Raw genomic sequence first — 17802 nt, 5'->3', positions numbered from 1 at the left:
ACGCTGCGGTACCCCCTCTCAGTTGTTCGGCGCGCCGGCGCAGATCCAGTTCGCCACCGTGGTGACCTGCGGCGAAGGGAGCAGCCCGAGCTTGGGCATCTTCGTCCCCGAGCAGAGCTCGACATTCATCATCTTGTCGATGAGGTAACTCTGCGCGGGGTCGCCGGGCAGGACGAGCTTGCGGCCGTCGTTGCATTGCGAGGCGGCGACGTCGACGAGCTCGGCATACGCCTTTCCGGCGCTCAAATCGAGTCCTTCCTGCGCGTTGACTCCCTTGTGGCAGCCAGCGGAAGCGCAGTTCGCGGTGAAGAGGGGCTGGACGTCGTTGGCGAACGAGACGCTCCCGCTGCCGCACGTGCAGGTCCCGCCCGCGCAGGTTTGCCCGGTCGCGCACGCGTGGCCGCAAGCGCCGCAGTTGTTCGGGTCGGTCTGCGTATCGACGCAGGAGGCCCCGCACACGTCGAGCATGCCACACGTCGCGGCGCACGTGCCGGCATTGCAGACTTCGCCGGCGCCGCAGGCATGGCCGCATATGCCACAATGTGAGGCATCCGTGGCGAGATCGACACAATTCGCGCCGCCGCACGTCTCGCAGGACGGCGCATCGGTCCCGCTGTCGGCCTCGCCGTCGGGTCCAGCGTCGGGCCCGCCCCCGCCCTCGGGGAGCCCGGCGATCCAGGATTCGACGCACGCGACCTCGTCCGCCGGGAGGGCGCCCGTGGGCGGCATGCGAAGGCCGCAACCAGGCATCGCGAGCCTGAGCTTTTCGATCAGGAACGAGGCATCCGGATTCCCCGGCGTCACAAGGAGCTTGTTTTCGCACGTCTTCGAGGGCGCCCCGACGAGCCGCTGTTCGAGCCCCGGCGATACGAGGTCGAGGAACCCCGCGGGCTCGACGGACGCGTGGCAGCCCGCTTGTGAACAAGCCCGCGCGAAGACCGTTTCCTGAATGGATGCGAGGTCCGGCGTGCAGGTGTCCTCCGGCGCGGGTTGCGTGGCGGTCCCGGAGCAAGCCGAGGCGAAAGCGGCCGCGGGCACAGCCAATGCCGCGAGGGCCAGCCAAGGGAAAACTCGGTGTCGTGATTTCGCGAAAGTCATGGGCAAACCCTATCGAACGAGTTTGTCCTTTGTAAATATATTTTCGCGTGGGCACGCCCGTCACCGGGGAATGGTGCCAGGCAATTCATCGGGGGGGCGCGAATGCAGGGAAGGCGGGAAAAACGCGAAGAATGTGCGGGGATCCGGGTGCCGGATCCCCGCTGATCAAGCGGCTTACTTGCAGACCTTCTTGCCCTTGACGCCGCAGGTGCCCGAGCAGCAATCCGAGCCGACCGCGCAGGTCGCGCCGGACGCGCCGCACGTGGGCCCGCCGCCGCTGCCGCTGAGCAGTGCATCGAGCGCATTCTTCGCGCGCACGAGGCCATACCCGAAGTTCACGTCGCGGCCGGCCGCGCCGAGGTCCTCCGCGGTCGAGGTGAGCGCATTGCGGACGTCGTTGTTCGTCGCCGCGGGCTTCTGGCTCCAGATGAGCGCCGCGACGGCCGAGACGTGCGGCGTCGCCATCGAGGTGCCGTCCCACGCCTCGTACCCCGTGCCCGGGATCTGTTGCACCGTGTTCAGCGCCCCGCTCGCGCCGAGCGAGCTCGCGACGAGGGCCTGGCCGTCCTCCATGCTGATGCCAATGGCCGGGATCGCGCTCGTGCCATTGAGCGTGCCCGCGAAGCCGCCGGAGACGTTGTTGTAAATGACCGCGCCTGCGGCGCCGCCGGCCTGCGCATTGTTGACCTTGTCGGCGAAGCTGACCGTGCCGCGCTGGCAAAGCACGATCTTGCCCGCCCACGAGCCGACCGCGTCGCACAGCCCGCCATCGACGAGCGCGCCCGAGACGCTCTTCGCCGCCGCGCCGTCGATGATCGAACCCGCATACGAGCCCGAGCCCACCGTGAGGGTCGGCGTCGTCCAGGGCACGGTCGAGAGGACCTGCACGCCCGGTGCCGTGATCTCGACGTCGGCATTGTATTGCGAGAAGTCCGCCTTGGCCTTCGCCGAGTCGACGGCCGCCACGGACATGACGGACGCATAACCGGCCGGATACGAGGTCCTGTTGTTGCCGCCGTTGCCCGCGGCCGCGATGCTGAGCACGCCCGCGGCGTAGGCGCTGTCGAACGCAGCGTTCTCCGTGTTGCTGGAGAAGCTTCCGCCGAGGCTCATGCTCACGACCTTCGCGCCCGCGCTGCGGCATTCGTTCAGCGCGGCCACGAGATCCGAGGAGTACGACCAGGCGCAATCGGCGCCGTCGAAGACCTTCACGATGTGGAGCGAGACGTTGTCCGGCGCGACGCCCACGACGCCCAGCGAGTTGTTCACCGCGGCGATCGTGCCGGCGACGTGCGTGCCGTGGCCGCAGCTATCCGTGTTCCACGAGGTGCCACTCTCGCCCGTGACGGGCAGGCCCTGGAGATCGGCGTGGCCGGCATGAAAACCCGAGTCGATGATGCAGACCTTCGTGCTGCCGCTCGCGCTCGAGAAAGCGGCGTCGGTCGCTTGCACCATCGAAATGCCGTACGGCGTCGTCTGGCCGTAAAGCTCGCGGCGCTGATCGACCTCGACGTATTCGACGTTCGGATTGTTCGCCATGGCCTGGACGGCGACGTCGGGCAGGTACACGGCGCTCGCCGCTTGCTCGGGCAGATCCCGCGCGACCTTGCCGCCCGCGGCCGCGATCGACGCGCCACGCCGCGAGTAATCCTTGAACTTGATGATGTACCGGCCCTCGGCCGAGAGGGCGACCGGAGCGGCTCCCACGTCCTCCTCGCCCTCGTCCGCGCCGATGGCGCAAGCGGCGAGGCCGAGCGAAGCAAGGACGAGCGCGAGGGAATAACGAAGGTTGTGCGTCATGTCGGTTCCTTCTGGGATATGGAAATGAGGTACCGTCGCCGGTCGAAAATACGACTGGCGACATGGTCATTACGTCGAGAAGCGCCGCACGCGCACGTCCGTGGGTCACGCGTACAATCGCGCGCCTCGACATTGTCTTGCAGCGTCACGCCGTGGTTGGGTCAACGCGCGAGGGGCTCACCAAGGTGGGCTGTGACGCAGATCCAACGAAACCCCTTCGGGAACCGGAGCCGCCCGCGTGAACTTCAACATTATTCTGCTTCGGGCAGCATTGCAAGCGATTTCCATTTCGAAAATAAATGTACGCAAAACCTGGTTCCCGTAATAACCAGATCTCGTGCGCACCCAGGTCACGCACGTGACCAGCGCATGGCGACGTGGACGCACGCCGCCCGCAGGCTCATTCGTGCTCGGCGTCGCGCGGAGGACGGTCGCGCGAGGCTGCGAACGCAATCGCCTCCTCCAGCGCTTCCAGATCGACGGGCTTCGTCAAATGCTCGTCGAATCCAGCCTCGATCGCCTTGCGCTTGTCCTCGAGCTGACCATATCCGGTGAGCGCGACGAGGCCGAGGTGGCGCGTCGAAGGATGGGCCCGGAGCCGCCTCGCCACTTCATAACCATCGATCTCGGGGAGCCCGAGGTCCACGACGGCGACATCGAGCGCGACGCTGCCGGCAAGCTCGACGCCGGCCTTTCCATCCGCGGCCTCACACACCTCGTGCCCCTGCATCGAGAGCGACGTGGCGAGCGTCTTTCGCATGTCGTCGTTGTCGTCGATGAGCAGGATTCGCCTGGGGGTGATCGCTTTCGGCGCGCGCGGCGAGGCGGCCGTCGTCGTGGGCGCCGGGACCCGAGGGAAACGCACGGTGAAGACGGCGCCGCGATCCTCACCCTCGCTCGCGACGGAGACGCTCCCGCCCTGGAGCTCCGCGAGTTTTTTCACCAGGGCAAGGCCAATCCCCATGCCCCCGGATTTGCGAGCGAGCCCCTGCGCGCCTTGCACGAAAAGATCAAAGACATGCTCCATCATGGCGGCCGAGAGTCCCGGCCCCTGATCGGCGACCTCGAGCACGGCGCCGCGATCGTCGCCCTTTACCCGCACGTCGATGGCCGAGCCTTTCGGGCTGAACTTGAGCGCATTGTCGAGGAGGTTCGAGAGGATCTGCTCGACGCGGGAACGATCGGCCCGGATCCACGCGGCCTCCGCGTGCAGCGTGACGCGGTGATGCTCGAACCGACCCGAGGAGCGCCAGGTTTGAACGACCGCGGACGCCGCGTCGGCGAGGTTCATGACCTCCGGCTGGAGGTGGGCCTTGCCCATGACGATGCGGCTCATGTCGAGCAAATCCTCCACGAGGCGCGCCGTGTGCTTGGTCTGGCGCTTGATGACCTCGCGGGCATGCTTCGCCGCGGGGTGCTGCGGATCGACCACGTCGAGGAGGTGGCTGGCCGAGGTGAGCGCCGCGAGCGGATTTCGGAGCTCGTGGCTCATCATGGCAATGAATTCGTCCTTCGCGCGGTCGCCCTCCTGCAAGGCTCGTTTTTCGCGTTCGAGCAGCGCTTGACGCTCGCGCACGGCCGCCGCCGCCTCGTTCAGCGCGAGGGCGACGGTGCGGACTTCGGCGACGTGCTCCATGCCGCGCGTATTCATGGCCGTGCCCGTCGCAATGGCAGGCGCCGCCCGCGCGAGCGCGACGACGGGGCGCGAGACGCGCCGGCCGAGCCACAATGCGAGGAGGGAGGCGAGGGCGAGGGAGCTCGCAATGCCGCCGCCCATCGCCCACCCCGTGCGCCTCGCGCCGCTCAGCACCTCTTCGGCCGGAATGCCGAGCCCGATGCTCCAGTTCGTGAACCCCGAGGTGATGTGGGCCGTATACGCGTCGTACCCTTCCGTGGTCAGGCCGCGATACCACCCTTCGGGCGCGCGGGCGACTGCCGCGAGGAACGGTCCGCCTGCTTTTTCCTTGGGAATGGCCGGGACGCGCGCGATGAACGTCCCGTGGGAATCGATGAGCCCACTGACCCAGCCCTGACCCATGCGCTGTTTTTCGATCGGCGTGAGGAAAAACTCGGGCTTGACGAAAGCGAGTAGGACGTACCGGACCTGGCCGTCGTAGATCACGGGCACGACGACGTTGACGCCCCGCGTTTTCACGGAGGGCGACGTGACCATGGAGCCGATCGCCGGCGCGCGCGTGGTCGCCGCGCGCAGCGCGACTTCGGGCTCGACCAGATACCGGTGGCTCGTCAATGCCTCCGGGGCGACCGCGTTGTCGACGATCTCGCCGTCGGGGCGCGCGAGGATCACGTTGATCCAGGCGGGCTGCGAGCGGAGGACGCGAACGGCTTCCTCGTGGTACGTCGCGATGTCCCCGGTCTCCAGCGCGCGCAGGGAGGCGAGCGCGTGGAGCGCCGTGATCTGGCCCTGCACCTGCGCGTCGATGGCGCTCATCGTGGACCGCAGGCGCTCGATCGAGCCTTGCGCGAAGGTCTGTTGCTCGCGCAAGGCGAGCCGCGCCGTCAGGTACCCGGAGAACGCCGCGACCGGCAAGATGACGCCGAACGCGAGGAGGAGCAGGTGCGAACGAATGCGCATGCGAAGGAATGTCGGGCGTCCGTGGATGGGGCTTCAGGGCGTCCAGGTGACCGCGATCGTCCGACGTTGCTCGGCGCTCGTGGTGACGTTTCCGCCGGGGTTCGTCGAGAAAAGCGCGTCGCGGGTAGTGTTCGTCCGCGAGACCGTGATCTGGACCTCACAAGGCGCGAGAGGCGGCCCCGCAGGCGGCGGGCGGAGCTCGGCCTGCGTGATCACGAGCGCGCCCGTGTCCTCGTCGAGCGAACGCGTGAGCGCGTCGATGCAATCGCCCTGGACCGAGATCGAGACCTTGCCGCCTTCGGGATCGGCATCCCAGGAGAGCGAGAGCGGGAGGTCCTGCGTGAGGCCCTCGACGGCAAGCGTGAACGGGGGCGAGACCTCGACGACGACGCCGTGCACGTCGCGATCGTTTTGCCGTTCGAGGTCGAGGAGGAAATCACCCGGCAGCGCGTCGAGGTTGACCGAATAGATCGGGGCGCCATTGCTTTGCCCCTCGGTCATCGGTCGGCGGGTCCCGTCCACCGTGACGAACAGCGCATCGCCGCCCGTGAGCTCGACCGTGCCGATGGGGCTGCCGACCCGCACGTCAATCGCCGCCGCCGCGCCGTCGTCGAGCGCCGTCACGCCGACGAGCATGTCCCGCGTCGAGACCCGATCCGAGACCCGCACCGGGTCGAGGCCGCAGCCGGCGAGCAGGAGGGCGACCAAGAAAAACCCGTTTGCCCAAGCGCGGCTCATCGAAGCACCAAGCCCGCAGTCGGCCCGAGCCAGTACGTACGGTACAACCGCTCGGGATCGCCCTGCGTCACGTCGTCGATGCGCCCACGGAGGCCGAGATACCACCATTGATACCCTCCCGTGACCTCGATGTCGTAGGAGCGCACCCAGCCGTCGTCCGGGGTGATGGGCGTGAACCGAAAGGATGCAAAGAAGCGGATCTTCTTCTTCGGCAGGAGCGTCAGCCGCGCGAGGAGCAGCGGATACCCCGTGCCCCCGCGGCCGAGCCACACGGGGCGCTCGAATCCGAAGCCGCCGCCCACGCCGAGGACGATCGAGCCATCCACGCTCCCCTTCCAGCGCGCGGGCGCGAACGCGACGGCGGCCTCGGCGACCACGTCGAAGTTGCTCTGCGGCGTGCCGACCACGCCAATCTGCCCGAGCACGTCGTACCCGAGCCATTTCCAAGGAAACTCCGAGATGCCGACCCGCGCCCAGAGCCCGTAGCCGTTGTACGGCGCGAGCGTGCCCGCTCCGAGCCGCTGATCGCCCTGGAGATACGCGCCGTGCACCTCCATGCGCCAAAGCGCGACGTGGGAAGGATCCCCGGCCCGCGCAGGCAAAGGGCCCATGAGAATGCATGCGAGCGTGAGCGCGCCCGCGGCCCCACCGATGCGTCGTCGTCGCTCCTGCACGCGTCCTCGCCCCTTCCCCTTCGGCCGAGACGATACCACTTCCCAACGATGCGGTCTCGCAAACGCTCGTCGTTGGCGCTTGCAAGCGCGGGCGTCCCGGGCGACATGAGTCTCCCATGTGTCGCGTCCTCGCCTACCTCGGCGAGCCGATCTTCCTCGAAGATCTGCTCTACAAGCCCGATGTTTCGTTCGTGAACCAAACGCATCAGGCCGCGTTCTACACGCGACTGAACCTCGCAGGCTCGGGGCTGCTCGCGTGGGACGCGCGCTCGGAGCGCCCGGATCTACCCTTCGCCTACCGCAGCACGCAGCTCGCGATCTATGACCGGAACCTGCGCGCGCTCGCAGCGAAGGTGCGCGCGACGGCGCTGCTCGCGCACCTGCGCGGCGTGCCATACGACACGCGCGCCATCATCCACGAGCAGAACCTGCATCCGTTCCAGTTCGAGGGCGCGCGGCTCGCCCTCGCCCACAATGGGCAACTCGCGCGGTTCGACGAGATGAAGTTCGCGCTCCTGCCGAAGATCCGGCCCGAGATCGCGCGCGCAATCCGCGGGACGACCGACAGCGAGTGGTTCTACGCGCTCCTGCTCTCGCAACTGCCCGATCCGCACGCGGACCTCAGCGCGCTCGACATCGCCCGCGGCGTCACCTCCGCGCTGCGGATCGTGGCGGGGATCCGGCGCGAGCTCGGCATCCGCACGTTTTCCCCGATGAACCTCTTTCTCTCGGACGGCAACGACCTCGTCGCCGTCTGTTATACGTACGGGCTCGGCCAATACGACGGGCTCGGAGACGATTTCCACCCGCCAGAGGAGCGGGTGCTCCGGATCTGGTACACGATCGGAAAATCGTACGGCCTGTACGACGGCGAATGGCGAATGCTCTCGGCAGACGAGGACGCAAGCTCGTGCATCATCGCCTCCGAGCCGCTCACGCGGGATCACGGGACCTGGCACGCCGTGCCGCTCCAGCACCTCGTCTACGTGAAGCGCGGCGGCGAAAGGCCGCCCTCCGTCGAGGTCGTGCCACTCGACGTCGAGTGATCCTTCACCCATCGCAAGGCGTCGCGCCGGGGCGCTGCCCCGGACCCCGCGGGGGCTGTCCGCCCCTCGACCCGGACCAGCGCAAGCGCTGGACCTTTTGTGGAAGAACTGCGCGATGCGCAGTTCTTCCAAGGCGCCGGTGGCAAGACCAGGAAGGTGCGTTGCACGCTGGCAACGGGCACGTTGCCCGTTGAACCGTCAGCCTCGCCGGTCTTGACCTGGCCTGTTCGATGAACTGCGCGTTGCGCAGTTCATCGACCCTGGGTCCAGCGCTTGCGCTGGTCCGGGTCCAGGGGCGGATAGCCCCGGTGGGGCCTGGGGCAAAGCCCCAGCGCAGCGCCTCCCAGATGAGACCAATGCTTGGCGGATCAGCCGATGTGATGGTGCAGCGCCCGTGCCTCGGCGATGTCCCAGGCGAGATCCTCGGCTGAGATCACCTGACGCGTCTTCGTCGCGATCTGCGGCACGAGCCACCGCACTGCGTCTCCGATGTCACCGAAGTTTTTCTCGGGGTACGCCCGGACCTTGAGGGCGCTCGTCGCCTTCACGGTGCCGCGGAGGAGACTTGATCGCATGCCGTCTCCCTCGACGACGACGGCGCTCGCGAGGACGTGCGGGGCCATGAACTCGTCGAGCTTGCGCATCTCGGCTTCGAGGCTGTCGGGGATGGCGAGCCGCTGCGGGATGATGACGGCGACGAGACCGAACGACTTCGCGTCGTGATCGGACTCCTCGAGTAGCCAGCGCTTCACGGCGAAGGCGCGCCGCACGCGGTCGAGGTTGATCCTGCCCCAGACCGTCACGAGCACGTGGCCTCTCGTGGCGACGAGATACTCTTCGTCTGCGTCGAGGACCTGGAGCATCGCGATCCTTTATCCAGCCAAGACCGCCCCCGTCAAGGGGCGAAGGGTCAAGGCATGGGGCGGGCCTCCAGGAAATCGTGGATGTAGTCCGTCACAGCAGGCTCCAAGCCGAGATCCAAGCGCGCATATCTCGATGCTACCGCGATCGTTCGCGTGTTGTCTCGCGCGCGGCAGCTTTGTGATGTCTTCGAGGTACCCCGTTCCTTTGCAGCGTGGGTGCTGGATGTCGGGCGACGCAATCCCGTGAACCGGTGCCGCCAGAACCAGACCGTCGATCGCTGCAATTGTCCGCCCCCCTGCGAACGCGCCCTTGGCACGCACCTACCGCCTCGGGTACACCTTCGCCCGATGAGCGATTTCCAGTTCCAGGACATGCTCCCCCTCGGCAAGGACGAGACGCCCTACCGCCTCGTCACGAAGGACCACGTCTCGACGATCGAGGCGGCTGGCAGGACGTTCTTGAAGGTCGAGCCGGAGGGCCTCTCGCTCCTCGCGCGGGAAGCCATGCGCGACATCGCGCACCTGCTCCGCCCGGGTCACCTCGCGCAGCTTGCGCGGATCCTCGAAGACCCGGAGGCCTCGGCGAACGACCGCTTCGTTGCGCTGGAGCTGCTCCGGAACGCGAACATCGCCGCCGGGTTCGTCCTGCCCTCCTGCCAGGACACGGGCACCGCGATCGTGATGGGCAAGAAGGGGCAGTACGTGCTGACCGAGGGCAGCGACGAGGCCGCGATCGCGCGCGGCGTCGCTGATACGTATCGCACGACGAACCTGCGCTACTCGCAGCTCGCGCCGCTCGACATGTACCGCGAGGTCAACACGAAGACGAACCTGCCGGCGCAGATCGAGATCTTCGCGACCGAAGGCGACGCCTACAAGTTCCTCTTCATGGCCAAGGGCGGGGGCTCGGCGAACAAGAGTTACCTCTACCAGGAGACGAAGGCGCTCCTGAATCCGGAGAGCCTGCTCGCGTTCGTCGAGCAGAAGATCCGCTCGCTCGGCACCGCGGCGTGCCCGCCGTACCACCTCGCCGTGGTCGTGGGCGGCACGAGCGCGGAGCAGACGCTCAAGGTCGCAAAGCTCGCGTCCGCCCGCTACCTCGACACCTTGCCCACCGAGGGCAACGAGCTCGGCCGCGGCTTCCGCGACGTCGAACTCGAACGGCAGATCCTCGCGATCACGCAGCGCACAGGGATCGGCGCGCAGTTCGGCGGGAAATACTTCTGCCACGACGTCCGCGTGATTCGCCTGCCCCGCCATGGCGCCTCGTGCCCCGTGGGCATCGCGGTCTCGTGCTCGGCCGATCGGCAGGCGCTCGCGAAGATCACGAAGGACGGCATCTTCCTCGAGGCGCTCGAGCGGGATCCGGCGAAGTACCTGCCCGAGACGACGGACGCGGAGCTCGGCGGCGAGGTCCTGCGGATCGACTTGAACCGCCCGATGAGCGAGATCCGGGCCGAGCTCTCGCGGTATCCGATCAAGACGCGCCTGTCGCTCTCGGGGCCGATGGTCGTGGCGCGGGACATCGCGCACGCGAAGATCAAGGAGCGCCTCGATCGCGGCGACGGCATGCCCGGATACATGAAGGATTTCATGGTGTATTACGCGGGCCCCGCGAAGACGCCGGAGGGCTATGCCTCGGGCTCGTTCGGGCCCACGACCGCGGGGCGCATGGATGCGTACGTGGACCTCTTCCAGGCGAACGGCGGGTCGTACGTGATGCTGGCCAAGGGCAACCGCTCGCGCGCGGTGACCGAGGCGTGCAAGAAACACGGCGGGTTTTATCTCGGCTCGATCGGCGGTCCGGCGGCGCGGCTCGCGAAGGATTGCATCAAGAAGGTCGAGGTGCTCGAATACCCCGAGCTCGGGATGGAGGCGGTCTGGAAGATCGAGGTCGTCGATTTCCCGGCGTTCATCGTGGTCGACGACAAGGGGAACGATTTCTTCGCGGACATCGACGGGCCGAAAGCCAAGCGGCTCGACGTCGCGAAATAGGAGGACCGTGCGCGCCCAGACTCCCTACCGTGATGCAGATCCCCTGGGCGCGCTCATCTCGGAGCACCCCGTCTCGATCGTCCAGCAGGGCATTCGTATCGGCGTGGGGCTCTTCTGCATCCTCGTCGCGCTCGATTGCGTGGCCCTGCCGCTCTTCTTCATGCCGAAGCACGAGGCGGTCGAGCTCACGGGCCTGCTCGTCTTCGGCGGGGCGGCGCTCGTCTTCGGCGCGCTCGGGATCTGGGCCTTCTCTCATTTCGTGCGGGCCCGCGGACAGCGCGTGGAGGTGCACGAGGAGGGGCTGCGCATCGGGCGCGGCAAGGACACGAGGGACGTGCGCTTTCACGACATCACGTCCGTGGGAGGCCTGTTCTGGGAGGCGCTCGGCGACGCCCCGCCCGAGGTCTCGGCGCTCTGGATCGACGACCGTGAAGGCAACCGCCTCCGGCTGCCCACGCCCGTGCGCGGCCCGTACGCGCTCGGCCGCGAGCTCACGGCGCGCACGTTCGAGCATCGGCTGGAGGAGGCCGAGCGGCGCATCCAGGAGGAAGGGCGCATGTTGTTCGGGCGCTGCATGCTCGACGAGATGCGCCTCTTCCTCGGCGAAGGGAACGCGGTCTGGCGTCAGGACGTCCTGCGGGCGAAACTCTCGTCGCGGTGGATCGAGGTGCGGCTCGCGAGGGGCGGCAAGCGCCTCGTGCCGACGGAAGAGGTCCCCGACGCGGATGTCTTGCTCGTGATGCTCCGGCCGAAGGCCGAGGCCTGACGTTCAATCCATCGGAATGGGCTCGACGTGTTTTGCCGCGCGCGCGGCTCGCGCGAGGCCCCGCTTCTCCCGCGCTGCGAAGGCGGTCGGATCATCCGCAAGGAACCGCTCGTTCGTCTGCGGGGGCAGCGGCCCTTGGCCTTTCTCCTGGACGCGCCCCTCGTACCAGCGCCGATAGATGTGCGTGCGGTAGGCGCGGTAGACCGCAATGCCGGCGATCACGGCGGCGACGCACCAGGCGTGGAACCACACCGAGCTTCCCTGCCCGAGCGCCGTCGCGGCCGGAAAGCGCGGGACGCGCCGGAGCCAGATCTCCCCCTTCACCCCCGGCGGCAGGTCCATGCCATCGTCCTCGTCGATCTCGACGAGCCCGCCGAAACGCGCTGTGCCCGGCGGCGATTCGTAACGCACGTCGACGGCGCGGTGCACGGTCTTCTTCCCTTTGCCGTTGCTCGTCTCGTACGTCCGTTTGCCGAGGAGCGTCGCGACCACGTTCTCCCCGAGGAAGACGCGCGCCCGGTACGTGGCGAGCGGGACGTTCATGACGAACCCGAGGAACACCACCCACACGCACGTCCAGAAGAAGGCCCGCGCGCGGAGCTCGTGGCGGCGGGAGAGGCTCTCCGTCGAGATGTGCATGCCTTTCTGCGGCGAGGGCTTCATCATCCAGCCCATCGTGGCGGCCTCGCGATACCCGGCGGTCTCGCCGATCCCCTCGGGATCCGGCGCCTTGTGGAGCCGCCCCTCCACCACGACCCGCTCGCCCGGCAAGAGCTCGGCGCGCAGCTTCCGCCGCGTCGGATGCAGCCATTCTTTTTGATCGAGCGTGTCGACGAGCAGCACGTCCTCGGGCGGCTCGACCCGGACGCGCGCGCCCGTGTCATGCCGCAGATAGAACGGCCGCGCGCGGATCTCGCGCTCCTTCTCCACCCACGTGTGCGTCTTGTGGTTGTTCTTGTCGGCCTGCTCGCTGCCGTCCTGCGTGATTGTCACCCGGACGGCATCGGACTCGCCTTGCGCGAGCTCGACGGTGCCGGCGACGAACCGCGCGCCCTCGAAGAGCGGGGCCTTCGGCTTGATGACGGCGTCGGCCTCGACGGCCGCGCGGCGCGCGCGCCGGATCTCGCGCACGCAGAACGCGATCACGAGAAACAGGACAGCGTCGAGCGCGAAGACGAAGACGTGCGACCACGGCGCGTCGATGTGGTTGTCCTCGAAGACCTTGACGATGGGTTGCAAGGGGGCGCTCCGCGAATCAACGGCAGGCGCCGAGCGCGTTCATGACTCGTTTCCAATCCGGGGCGTTGAGCCGTCCGGGGAACCAGTGCACGCGGGCGTCTGTTTCCCCGATGTTGATCCAGAGCTTGCCCACGGTGAACTCGTAATCGCGTTTCTTGGCCAGGAAATCGCGATCCTGCACCTTGGCCTTCCCGAGCTTGCCCTCCAGGCAGCCGACCAGGGCCTCGCGGCGCGCCGGGAACGCCTTGGTTCCGCGCAGGGCCACGATCCGGAGCGTGCCCCCCTTCTCGTTGGGATAGGAGAGCTCGGCGTTCCACAGGAGCGGGTGATCCACGGCGACGGTGACGCCGAGCTCGATGAACGTGGACAAGGCTGCGCCGGGGAACTTCTGGGTCAAGGTCGCGGCGGCCTTGTCGACGGTCGTCGTGAGGTCGATCGTCTCCAGCGCTGCGAAGGGATGCGGCGCGCCGATCCAGCGGGCTTCCTCGGCGGTCGGGCCACTTCCCGCGCCAAAGACGGCGTGGAGGACGAGCTTCCACATGGCGACGAGCTGCGCCTTGGCTTGCGCGCTCGTGCCGCCCACGCGCCCCCCCAGCACGGTGGCGGAGACGAGGCCGGTCTTCGCGTCGGTGTTCACAGCCACGAGGCCCGCCCAGTTCCAGCTCCCGTCCACGAGCCCACCGTGCAGGCGGCTCCCGAGGGCCTCGATCCCCTTGGGTTCCACGGTCGCTCCGGAGCGCTGCACGAGCGTGAAGCTGTGGGGAAACGCGGGCTCCTTGTCGTCGTACATGAACGAGATGCTCTGGTAGCGCGGGTGCGAGACGGACACGGCGAGCATGGAGCCCAGGGGGTTTCCGGAAAGCGCCTTCGCAAGGTTTTCCCGGGTCTGGTCGATTCGAACGGCCGCGAGCTCCTGGGGGGTCTTGCCCGGCAGCACGGTCGCCACGACACCGCCTTTCCCCGAGGAGCGGGGTTTGCCGAGGGTGACCAGCGCGACGGTGACGCCGAGGACGGCCGCCATGATCCCGGCAGCGAGGGCGCCGATCACGGCGCCCCGGGGGGGAGCGGGGTGATACGTGAGCGGCAGGTTCGACGGGGCCGGAACGTGCGGGGGCGGGATCCACTGAGGGGGCGGGCGGAAATCGCGGGGGGTCTCGGCGGAGACGGTGCGGAGGAGGCGGCGTTCGCTGGTGGTCCCGCAGTAGCGACACTTCGTGAGCGTCGCGTCGGGCTTCACGTCGAGCGGTGCACCGCATTGGCGGCATTCGAGGATCATGGGCGGGAGGAAGATACCATCAGGAGATCGGGAACCAAGGGTGGCGTGGACGGCGCGGGGGGCGTGCTCCCGAAGGGAAGACGCGCACGGATCCGACGCGAGCGAGGGGGAAACGTTCCCGGCTGCGTCATCGCCAAGCTAGGAGGACCCGGGGAACGTTCCCGGCTGCGTCATCGCCAAGCTAGGAGGACTCGGGGAACGTTCCCCCCTGCGTCAGAGCGAAGCTACAAGAGAGGGGGGAACGTTCCCCCCTGCGTCAGAGCGAAGCTACAAGAGAGGGGGGAACGTTCCGCGGTGCGTCAGAGCGACGCTACAAGAGAGGGGGGAACGTTCCCGGCTGGGTCCTAGCCGAGCTAGGAGGACGGGGGGAACGTTCCCGGCTGCGTCAGAGCGAAGCTACAAGAGAGGGGGGAACGTTCCCGGCTGCGTCATAGGCAAGCTGCAAGGACGGGGGGAACGTTCCTGGCGAGGTCCTAGCCAAGCGAGGAGGACGGGGGGAACGCGGGAGACGCTGTCCTCGCCAGGCGAAGTGCGCGACGGGAAGATTCCCCGGGGGCTCGTAGGGCGGCGCGGGGCGGCGGAGGCGGAGGCGGAGGCGGGGGCGGAGGCGGAGGCGGAGGCGGAGGCGGAGGCGGAAACGCAAACGCAAACGCAAACGCAAACGCAAACGCAAACGCAAACGCGAGTGGGACGGGTTGCAGGGATCCCGCTCGGGGACGGCGAGCGTACCGTCGTGCTCGGCCTCTTCAAGGCCAAGCCGTGCTCACCGTGCTCGCAGCACTGCGTGCTGCTCCGCGCGGTTCCGCGCGGTGCTGCGCAGCCTTGAAGAGGCCTGCGCGCGACGGTGTGGGACGGGGGTCCCGGCGATTGGGTCGTCGGGCGGAGGGTTCGTCAATGCTCAGGATTTACGATGTCGTTTTGGCCATGGCTGGAGACGCTGGGCTCATCGCGGAACGGATCGAACGGAAAGATCGAGATTTGGCTCGTCAGATGCGGCGGGCCATGCAGAGCGTGGCGCTCAATGTCGCCGAAGGCATGGGCAGCCTCCAGGGGCACAAACGGCAGCGCTACTCCACTGCCCTCGGCTCCGCCCGCGAGGTGCTGGCCTGCGTTCAGGTCGCCCAAGCCATGCGGCTCATCGAAAACGTCAATCCCAGCACGCTCGATCGCATGAATCACGTCATCGCCACGCTGAGCCGCCTCGTCTACCGCCGCGCCTCGTAGGAACAAGCCCTCCCTCGCCCCTCTCCCGGGATGGCTAGGTCCCTCTCCCGGGAGAACGCGGCCTGACGATCTCGAGGAGAAATATAACGCTGTTACACCTTCTCCTTGACGGATATATAACGCCGTTATATATCCGGTCATGCCCGCGCCATCCCATGCCACCGAGGCCACGCGTCGTGCCATCCTCGACGCGGCGGCGGAGCTCCTTGCCGAAGCGGGGGCGGAGCGCCTCTCGATACGCGAGGTCTGCGCGCGCGCAGGCGTGACGGCGCCGACGGTCTATCACCATTTCGGCGACAAGGATGGGCTCGTCCTGCAGGTGCTCGAGGACAGCTTCACGGCGTTCGTGCAGACGGTCGACGCGCTCGACAAGCCGCGGGATCCCATCGAGGCGCTCGCGCGGGCCTGGGATGGCTACGTGGCCTACGGCGTCGCGCACCCCATGCATTACCGCATCATGTTCATGCACCGCCTCGCCCGCGCGACGCCCATCCCCGCCGCGACGGCCGCGTTCCAGCGGCTCGTGGACGTCGTGTCCGCCGCGGAGGCAGAGGGCCTGCTCGTGCCGCCGCTGGAGGAGGCGTGCAAGGCGTTCTGGTCTTCGATGCACGGCGTCACCTCGCTCATCGCCTCCGGTCACCTGCCGCCCGATACCCCGGCCAGCGCGCTCGTGCGCGACGCCGTCATCGCCCACATCACCCGCCCGCGCGGCAGCGCGCGCCGCCCGGCAAAGAAGAGGAGCAAACCATGAGCCAGCATGAATCCGACGTGAACCCCTACCTGCAAGGCAATTTTGCTCCCTGGCGGATGGAGGGCGATGTCTGGGATCTCGACATCGAAGGCGAGCTGCCTGCCGCGCTGCGCGGCACCTTCTACCGCAACGGCCCGAACCCCGCCTACGAGCCGACCGGGCCCTACCACTGGTTCAGCGGCGACGGGATGATCCACGCCATCACGCTGCAGGACGGCCGCGCCTCGTACCGTAATCGCTACGTGAAGAGCCAGGGCCTCATCGAGGAGCGCGCCGCGGGCAGGTCGCTCTCCGGCAGCATGTTCCGTCCGAACCCCGATAGGCCGCGCAAGAACACGGCCAACACCAACATTGTCGCCCACGCGGGCCGGCTGCTCGCGCTCGTCGAGGCCTGCCTGCCCACCGAGCTCACCCCGGGCAGCCTGGAGACCCTGGGCGAATACGATTTCGGTGGCCGGCTGCGCGGCCCCATGACAGCCCACCCGAAGATCGATCCCGAGACCAGCGAGCTCGTGTTCTTCGGCAACTCGATCGCCGACGCCGCAGCCTTCAGCTACCACGTGGCCGACAGCGCGGGCGCGCTCGTGCATTCCACGCCCATCACGCTGCCCTGGGCCTCCATGGTGCACGATTTCGCGATCACCGAGGCCCACGCCGTCTTCCTCCTCGGCTCGCTGGTCTTCCGGCCGGAGCACCTCGCGGAGGGCAAGAACCCGTTTTCCTGGGAGCCCGAGCGCGGGATGCGCATCGGCGTGCTCCCGCGGCGAGGCGAGGGCGCAGCCGTGCGCTGGTTCGAGGTCGAGGAGGGTTACGTGTTCCATCCGATGAACGCATACGACGACGGCGACTCCATCGTGCTCGACGTGGCCCGCTATGGTCGAATGGATCTCATGGCCCCGGCAGCCATGCGCAATTCGGCCCCAGACGCCGACGAGGCGGCCCGGCTGCATCGCTATCGTATCGACCTCCAGGGCGGCGCTGTGCGCTCACAACCCCTCGACGACGTGTCGATCGAGTTCCCGCGCGTGGACGAGCGCCGCGTCGGCCGCAAGCACCGCTTCGGATACGCCGCGGCCGCGGGACCCGAGGGGAGCTCGCACAGGTCCCTCTGGACCGCAGTGCGGCGGTACGATCTCGAGCGCGGCACCTTCGAATCCCGCGCATTCGGCGAGGGCAACGGAGCAGGGGAGCCGCTCTTCGTCCCGAAGAACCCGGAGAGCGGCGAGGGCGACGGGTACGTGCTGGTGCTGGTCTACAATCAGGCACGCAATGCGAGCGATCTCTGGGTGCTCAATGCAGAGGACATTCAGGGCGAGCCCGTGGCCCGTGTGCGGCTGCCGCACCGCGTTCCCTATGGCTTTCACGGCAACTGGGTGCCCGCCGCCTGAGTCGCCTGGGCATTGGTCTCATTTTGGGGAGGCGCTGCGCTGGGGCTTTGCCCCAGGCCCCAGCAGGGGCTGTCCGCCCCTGCACCCGGACCAGCGCAAGCGCTGGACCCGGGGTCGATGAACTGCGCGATGCGCAGTTCATCGAACAGGCCAGGTCAAGACCAACGACGATCCTGCCAGCCAAGACAGCAGCGCTGAGGTTCAACTGGCAACGTGCCCGCCGCCAGCGTGCAACGCACCTTCCTGGTCTTGCCACCGGCCTGTGGGAAGAACTGCGCATCGCGCAGTTCTTCCCCAAATGGTCCAGGGCTTGCCCTGGTTCGGGTCGAGGGGCGAACAGCCCCCGCG

14 protein-coding genes are annotated in these 17802 nt (G+C 67.9%); 6 read left to right on the top strand and 8 right to left on the bottom strand.

The annotated features are described in order from the left end of the window. Window positions 1-18: 18 nt before the first annotated feature. From KEG38_RS51150 to KEG38_RS51130, 5 genes are all read right to left on the bottom strand, one after another. Entirely contained in the window at window positions 19-1098 is a 1080-nt protein-coding gene (locus tag KEG38_RS51150) for a hypothetical protein (protein WP_272428229.1), read from the bottom strand. A 174-nt stretch (window positions 1099-1272) separates the two neighbouring features. Then, window positions 1273-2898, bottom strand: coding sequence for a S8 family serine peptidase (locus KEG38_RS51145; RefSeq protein WP_272428228.1), 1626 nt, complete (start codon window positions 2896-2898; stop codon window positions 1273-1275). Window positions 2899-3298: 400 nt separating this feature from the next. Further along, on the bottom strand, window positions 3299-5494 hold the full coding sequence (locus tag KEG38_RS51140) for a hybrid sensor histidine kinase/response regulator (RefSeq protein WP_272428227.1): 2196 nt from the start codon (window positions 5492-5494) through the stop codon (window positions 3299-3301). A 33-nt stretch (window positions 5495-5527) separates the two neighbouring features. Next, a complete protein-coding gene (locus tag KEG38_RS51135; RefSeq protein ID WP_272428226.1) occupies window positions 5528-6232 on the bottom strand; it encodes a hypothetical protein in 705 nt (234 codons plus the stop codon). After that, window positions 6229-6906, bottom strand: a complete 678-nt coding sequence (locus tag KEG38_RS51130; RefSeq protein ID WP_272428225.1) for a hypothetical protein — start codon at window positions 6904-6906, stop codon at window positions 6229-6231. The genes KEG38_RS51135 and KEG38_RS51130 overlap by 4 nt, the downstream gene beginning before the upstream one ends. Window positions 6907-7022: 116 nt before the next feature. Here KEG38_RS51130 and KEG38_RS51125 point away from each other — a divergent pair, with 116 nt between their 5' ends. Beyond that, entirely contained in the window at window positions 7023-7952 is a 930-nt protein-coding gene (locus KEG38_RS51125) for a class II glutamine amidotransferase (RefSeq protein WP_272428224.1), read from the top strand. A 368-nt stretch (window positions 7953-8320) separates the two neighbouring features. Here the strand turns inward: KEG38_RS51125 and KEG38_RS51120 are convergent, their stop codons facing one another. After that, entirely contained in the window at window positions 8321-8815 is a 495-nt protein-coding gene (locus KEG38_RS51120) for a hypothetical protein (protein WP_272428223.1), read from the bottom strand. A 348-nt stretch (window positions 8816-9163) separates the two neighbouring features. Between KEG38_RS51120 and KEG38_RS51115 the strand changes: the two genes are divergently transcribed. Then, window positions 9164-10810 carry a fumarate hydratase gene (locus KEG38_RS51115; protein ID WP_272428222.1) on the top strand — a complete coding sequence of 549 codons (1647 nt, stop codon included), beginning with the start codon at window positions 9164-9166 and terminating at the stop codon, window positions 10808-10810. Between the two features lie 7 nt (window positions 10811-10817). Further along, entirely contained in the window at window positions 10818-11576 is a 759-nt protein-coding gene (locus KEG38_RS51110) for a hypothetical protein (RefSeq protein WP_272428221.1), read from the top strand. 3 nt (window positions 11577-11579) lie between these two features. On the opposite strand, the gene KEG38_RS51105 is transcribed toward KEG38_RS51110, so the two are convergent. Together KEG38_RS51105 and KEG38_RS51100 are read right to left on the bottom strand one after the other, a co-directional pair. Then, window positions 11580-12815, bottom strand: coding sequence for a hypothetical protein (locus tag KEG38_RS51105; protein ID WP_272428220.1), 1236 nt, complete (start codon window positions 12813-12815; stop codon window positions 11580-11582). A 16-nt stretch (window positions 12816-12831) separates the two neighbouring features. After that, window positions 12832-14091: a hypothetical protein gene (locus KEG38_RS51100; RefSeq protein ID WP_272428219.1), complete on the bottom strand. Its 1260-nt coding sequence runs from the start codon at window positions 14089-14091 to the stop codon at window positions 12832-12834. Window positions 14092-14985: 894 nt separating this feature from the next. Here KEG38_RS51100 and KEG38_RS51095 point away from each other — a divergent pair. The 3 genes from KEG38_RS51095 to KEG38_RS51085 all read left to right on the top strand — a co-directional run bounded on the left by KEG38_RS51095 (window position 14986) and on the right by KEG38_RS51085 (window position 17454). Continuing rightward, window positions 14986-15315, top strand: a complete 330-nt coding sequence (locus KEG38_RS51095) for a four helix bundle protein (protein ID WP_272428218.1) — start codon at window positions 14986-14988, stop codon at window positions 15313-15315. 139 nt (window positions 15316-15454) lie between these two features. Further along, entirely contained in the window at window positions 15455-16066 is a 612-nt protein-coding gene (locus KEG38_RS51090) for a TetR/AcrR family transcriptional regulator (protein WP_272428217.1), read from the top strand. After that, entirely contained in the window at window positions 16063-17454 is a 1392-nt protein-coding gene (locus tag KEG38_RS51085) for a carotenoid oxygenase family protein (protein WP_272428216.1), read from the top strand. The genes KEG38_RS51090 and KEG38_RS51085 overlap by 4 nt, the downstream gene beginning before the upstream one ends. The last annotated feature ends 348 nt before the right edge of the window (window positions 17455-17802 follow it).

Source organism: Polyangium jinanense (assembly GCF_028435265.1).
Classification (GTDB): Bacteria; Myxococcota_A; Polyangia; order Polyangiales; family Polyangiaceae; genus Polyangium; species Polyangium jinanense.
Note: the sequence above shows the minus strand (reverse complement) of the source record. Positions and strands in the feature narration are given on the sequence as shown.

What these genes read in the sequence shown, in the direction of transcription:
- KEG38_RS51135 (WP_272428226.1), bottom strand. Translation starts at nt 6,232, where the DNA reads ATGAGCCGCGCTTGGGCAAACGGGTTTTTCTTGGTCGCCCTCCTGCTC.
- KEG38_RS51140 (WP_272428227.1), bottom strand. Translation starts at nt 5,494, where the DNA reads ATGCGCATTCGTTCGCACCTGCTCCTCCTCGCGTTCGGCGTCATCTTG.
- KEG38_RS51145 (WP_272428228.1), bottom strand. Translation starts at nt 2,898, where the DNA reads ATGACGCACAACCTTCGTTATTCCCTCGCGCTCGTCCTTGCTTCGCTC.
- KEG38_RS51120 (WP_272428223.1), bottom strand. Translation starts at nt 8,815, where the DNA reads ATGCTCCAGGTCCTCGACGCAGACGAAGAGTATCTCGTCGCCACGAGA.
- KEG38_RS51095 (WP_272428218.1), top strand. Translation starts at nt 14,986, where the DNA reads ATGCTCAGGATTTACGATGTCGTTTTGGCCATGGCTGGAGACGCTGGG.
- KEG38_RS51115 (WP_272428222.1), top strand. Translation starts at nt 9,164, where the DNA reads ATGAGCGATTTCCAGTTCCAGGACATGCTCCCCCTCGGCAAGGACGAG.
- KEG38_RS51100 (WP_272428219.1), bottom strand. Translation starts at nt 14,091, where the DNA reads ATGATCCTCGAATGCCGCCAATGCGGTGCACCGCTCGACGTGAAGCCC.
- KEG38_RS51150 (WP_272428229.1), bottom strand. Translation starts at nt 1,098, where the DNA reads ATGACTTTCGCGAAATCACGACACCGAGTTTTCCCTTGGCTGGCCCTC.
- KEG38_RS51125 (WP_272428224.1), top strand. Translation starts at nt 7,023, where the DNA reads ATGTGTCGCGTCCTCGCCTACCTCGGCGAGCCGATCTTCCTCGAAGAT.
- KEG38_RS51085 (WP_272428216.1), top strand. Translation starts at nt 16,063, where the DNA reads ATGAGCCAGCATGAATCCGACGTGAACCCCTACCTGCAAGGCAATTTT.
- KEG38_RS51090 (WP_272428217.1), top strand. Translation starts at nt 15,455, where the DNA reads ATGCCCGCGCCATCCCATGCCACCGAGGCCACGCGTCGTGCCATCCTC.